The 4,300-nt window shown below is 75.7% G+C and carries 6 protein-coding genes; 3 read left to right on the forward strand and 3 right to left on the reverse strand.

Features of this window, described 5'->3' with window-relative positions:
* Positions 1–739 (reverse strand): sulfite exporter TauE/SafE family protein (locus VGB14_11380; GenBank protein HEX9993518.1); only part of this gene is annotated, 739 nt, incomplete at its 3' end.
* Between the two features lie 115 nt (positions 740–854).
* Between VGB14_11380 and VGB14_11385 the strand changes: the two genes are divergently transcribed.
* Both VGB14_11385 and VGB14_11390 read left to right on the forward strand, forming a co-directional pair.
* Positions 855–1,436, forward strand: coding sequence for a sigma-70 family RNA polymerase sigma factor (locus VGB14_11385; GenBank protein ID HEX9993519.1), 582 nt, complete (start codon positions 855–857; stop codon positions 1,434–1,436).
* Positions 1,427–2,455: a maleylpyruvate isomerase family mycothiol-dependent enzyme gene (locus tag VGB14_11390; protein ID HEX9993520.1), complete on the forward strand. Its 1,029-nt coding sequence runs from the start codon at positions 1,427–1,429 to the stop codon at positions 2,453–2,455. Before VGB14_11385 ends, VGB14_11390 begins: the two co-directional genes overlap by 10 nt.
* 33 nt (positions 2,456–2,488) lie before the next feature.
* On the opposite strand, the gene VGB14_11395 is transcribed toward VGB14_11390, so the two are convergent.
* Both VGB14_11395 and VGB14_11400 read right to left on the reverse strand, forming a co-directional pair.
* Entirely contained in the window at positions 2,489–3,106 is a 618-nt protein-coding gene (locus VGB14_11395) for a sulfotransferase (protein ID HEX9993521.1), read from the reverse strand.
* Positions 3,107–3,388: 282 nt separating this feature from the next.
* Positions 3,389–3,979 carry a dihydrofolate reductase family protein gene (locus tag VGB14_11400; protein ID HEX9993522.1) on the reverse strand — a complete coding sequence of 197 codons (591 nt, stop codon included), beginning with the start codon at positions 3,977–3,979 and terminating at the stop codon, positions 3,389–3,391.
* Positions 3,980–4,037: 58 nt separating this feature from the next.
* Here VGB14_11400 and VGB14_11405 point away from each other — a divergent pair.
* Positions 4,038–4,300: peroxiredoxin (locus VGB14_11405; protein HEX9993523.1), on the forward strand; the 263-nt coding region annotated here is incomplete at its 3' end.

Raw genomic sequence — 4,300 nt, forward strand, 5'->3', positions numbered from 1 at the left:
GGATCACGCCGTCGGGCGCCTTGGACGACACCCTGGCGCCCACGTACACGCCGGGCAGGGCGCCCACCAGCAGCGACGTGGTGAGGGCCAGCTCGAAGTCGCCGAACAGCAGGTGGCCGAGGGCGGCCGAGCCGACCAGGGGCACGGCCTGGACGAGGTCGGTCCCGACCAGCTCCGAGGCCCGCAGGCTCGGGTAGAGGGCGAGGAGCATGACGATGATCAGCGAGCCCGAGCCGACCGACGTCATCCCGACGATCAGGCCGCCGAGGGCGCCGACGGCGAGGGTGGCCACGGGCCGGACGGTGATGGCGTGGGTGCCGCCGCCGTGGACGGCCTGCCCGGCCCGCAGCCGTCGGGTGGACAGCACGGCCTTGGCGATCATCGACGCCGACGCCATCAGCAGGGCCGCGCCGAGCAGGACCTCGAGGCGGTCCTCCACGGTCTGGCCGTCGCCGAGCGCCTTCAGCACGAGGACGCCGAGGAAGGCGCACGGGACCGACCCGGCCACCAGCCAGCCGACGAGCGACCGGTTGACCGTGCCCCGCCGCAGGTGCACGCCGCCGCCGACCGGCTTCATCACGAAGGAGGCGACGAGGTCGCTCGACACGGCGGCGAGGGGGTCGACGCGGAAGAGCAGGACGAGGATCGGCGTCATCAGCGCGCCGCCGCCCATGCCGGTGAGCCCGACCACGAACCCGACGATGGCCCCGGCGACGGCCACCCACAGATCGACGTGCACGCCTCTCGGGCTCCCTTCCCACTTTGCCCACGGACAAGGTAGGGAACGGCCGCGCCGGGTGTCAAGGACGCCGTTCGGTGATCCGTCCGGCGGGGTGGCGCCGAAGGGTGGCATGGTGACGGCCGTGACGGTGCGCGGGGCGACGTGGGAGGGCATCGCCATGGCGCGCGTCGGCGCCGGCGACGAGAGCGCCCTCGCCGAGCTGTACGACCAGTTCGGCGCGTTCGTGTACGGCCTGGCCCACCGGGTCACCGGCGACCAGGCGGCGGCCGAGGACGTCGTGCAGGACGTGTTCGTCACCCTGTGGGAGCGCCCGGGCGCCTGGGATCCGTCGAAGGGCTCGGTCCGCACCTGGCTCGGGGTGCTCGCCCACCGGCGGGCCGTCGACCGGGTCCGCCGGGAGGTCGCCGCCCGCCGCCGCGAGGAGCGCGACGCCGAGCGGGCGCCCGTCGCCCCGCCCGACATCGCCGAGGCGGCCACGTCGATGGTCGTCGCCCAGCGGGTGCGCGACGCCGTCGACGCCCTGCCGCCCGACCAGCGCACCGCCATCCGGCTCGCCTACTTCGGCGGCCACACGTTCGTCGAGGTCGCCCGCGTGCTCGGCATCCCCGAGGGCACGGCGAAGTCCCGGCTCCGCATCGGGATGCGCCGGCTGGCCGACGTCCTCCGCTCCGAAGGGATCATCTCGTGGACCTGACCCGCGCCGAGGCCGATGAGCTGCTCGGCGCCTGGGCGCTCGACGCCCTGCCCGACGAGCTGGAGGGCCACGTCGACGCGGCCGTCCTGGCCGACCCCACCCTCGCCGCCACCGCGGCCGAGCTCCAGGCCGTCGCCGCCCTCCTCGGGTCGGCCGAGTCGGCCACCGCCCCGACCGCCCTCCGGGACCGGGTGCTGGCCGCCGCCCGCCGCCGCCGAGCCCCGGGCTCGTCCACCGTGGAGCCGACCACGCCCCCCGGCGCCCTCGGCCACCAGGTGGCCGCGCTGGCCGACCTGCTGGCCGGGCTGGACGGCGACGCCTGGTCGGCGCCGACGGTGACCGGGTGGACGGTGCGCGAGCTGGTCGCCCACCTCGTCGTCGTCGAGGACTACACGGCCGCCGTCCTCGGCATCGGCCGGTTCACCCCGCCGCCGGGCACCGAGCACGAGCACGCGGCGATGACCGAGCCGTTCGTGCCCGAGCTGGCCGCCCTGCCGACCGCCGACCTGCTGGCCCGCTGGCGGGCGGCGGCGACGGCGGTCGTCGCCCACGTCGCCACCCTCGCCGACGACGGGCTGGCCGACCGGGTGCAGTTCCACGGCCTCGACGTGTCGGTGCGGTCGCTCGTCCTGATGCGCACCTTCGAGGTGTGGACCCACGCCGACGACGTCCGCCGGGCCGTCGGCCGGCCGACCGAGGACCCGCCGCCGCCGGTGCTGGCGCTGATGACCGGGCTGGCGGTCGCCGCCCTGCCCCTCGGGATGGCGATGGCCGGCCGGTCGGGCGCGGGGCGCACGGCGAGGGTGGTGCTGACCGGCCCGGGCGGCGGGGCGTGGGTGCAGCACCTCGGGGTCGGCGAGGCCCCGGGCGAGCCGGACCTCGTGCTGGTGGCCGACGCCGTCGACTTCTGCCGCCTCGCGGCCAAGCGCCTCGACCCCCGCGACGTCCGCCACCACGTCACCGGCGACGGCGACCTGGCCGCCGACCTCCTCGCCGGCGCCCGGGTCTTCGCCGCCTAGGTCGGGGGCCGTCCCGGCCGCCGGTCCGAGCCGTCACTCCCAGCCGGAGCGGGTGCGGAACTCCTCGGTCGTGTTGACGTGGGGGAACGGCTCGTCGGGGACGGGGACGCCGAGGCCCCGGCACAGCGGGCCCCAGCCGTCGCCCGGCTGCCACTCGACCAGGCGCCCGGCCGGGACGGCGGCCCTGACGGCCTCGTTGTGGGCGTCGTAGGCGGCCATGCACGCCTCGGGGTCGTCGAAGGCGTTGGTGAAGCGGCTGCGGGCGATGACCTGGAACATCTCCCACCAGTGGCGGTTCTCCGGCACCCAGCCGCGGCGGGCACCGTCGAAGACGGTGCGGTCGGCGCTCGCCCACCAGGCCTTGGCGCTCTCCCTCGTCGAGAGGAGCACCACGGCGTCGGGGAAGGCGTCGGCCAGCTCCGGCCAGAACGACGCCGCCGGCCAGTCGACGGTGGCGACGTAGCCGTCGTAGAGGGCGTGCCAGTCGGGCATGTCGCCGAGCCCGGCCCGGTGCCACATCGGCACGTGGTCGTCGTGCTCGAACACCTCGAGCATGTGGTAGCAGGGCCCGCCGAGCAGCCGCTCGAGCGCCAGCTTGAGCGACGTCGTCCCCGTGCGGCCCACCCCGGCCCCGATCACCCGCAACGCCACGTGTCGCCCTCCGGAGGACTGCCGGGAGCGCCCGGCCCGCTGGTGCGGCGGGCACCGTAGCGCCGGTCGCCCCCCGCAGCCGACGCCGGACCGTTCCGCCGGGTAGGCGCCGACGCCGGACTCCGTCGGTACGGACGGGCCGCTGTGGGTGTCGGCCCGGGCCTCGACGCCGGGCGCTTTCGGCACGTACCGGTTGCCGTGGGCGTCGGCCCGGGGCCCGGCCGCCCGACCCCATCGATCCATACGGGCCGGCGGGGGAGCCGGCCGCCGCGGGCGGGAGTGCTAGCGGGCCCGGCGGTACCGGCAGACCTGGACGCCGGTGCCGGCCGTCGTCGCCGAGACCAGCTCGAAGGTCCTGGCCTCGCCGTCGGCCGGGAAGATCCCCTTCCCGCCGCCGAGGACGATCGGCTCGATCATGAGGTTGAGCTCGTCGACGAGGTCGGCGGCGAGCAGCGACCTGACCAGCTGCGAGCTGCCCATCACGTTCACGTCGCCCCCGTCCCGCTCGCGCAGGGCGCCGACCCCCTTCTCGAGGTCGGCCCCCCGGATCAGCGACGTCGGCGCCCAGGTGAGGTCGTCCTCGGTCAGCGTGTCGGAGACGACGTGCTTCTCGACGGCGTTGATCCAGTCGGCGAAGGGGTCGCCCGCCCGCTCGGGCCAGGCGCCGGCCATGACCTGCCAGGTGCGCCGGCCGAAGAGCAGGGCGTCGGCCCGCCCGGCGATCTCGTCGACGGCCGACCCCATGACCTCCACGTCGAAGAACGGCATGGACCACCCGCCGTGCCGGAAGCCGCCGTCGGTGTCCTCCTCCGGCCCGCCCGGCGCCTGGACCACCCCGTCGAGGCTGATGAACTCGCTCACCACGATGCGCATACCGGTCCGACGATGCCACACCCCGCCACTCATCGCGGCACCGACCTATCGTCGTCCCATGCCGCTCCAGCCAGGTGACGAGGCCCCCGACTTCACGCTCCTCGACCAGCACGGCGAGGAGGTGTCCCTGTCCGGGCTGCGGGGCCGCAAGGTGCTCGTGTACTTCTACCCGAAGGCCGACACGCCGGGCTGCACGACCCAGGCGTGCGGGCTGCGGGACGTGGCCGGCGACGTCGGCGACACGGCCATCCTCGGGATCAGCCCCGACCAGCCGGCCAAGCAGAAGCGCTTCGACGACAAGTACGGGCTCGGCTTCCCGCT

The organism is Acidimicrobiales bacterium (assembly GCA_036399815.1).
Taxonomy (GTDB): domain Bacteria; phylum Actinomycetota; class Acidimicrobiia; order Acidimicrobiales; family DASWMK01; genus DASWMK01.

Coding starts and splice junctions, on each gene's coding strand:
- VGB14_11400 (HEX9993522.1), bottom strand. CDS start 3,979: ATGCGCATCGTGGTGAGCGAGTTCATCAGCCTCGACGGGGTGGTCCAG.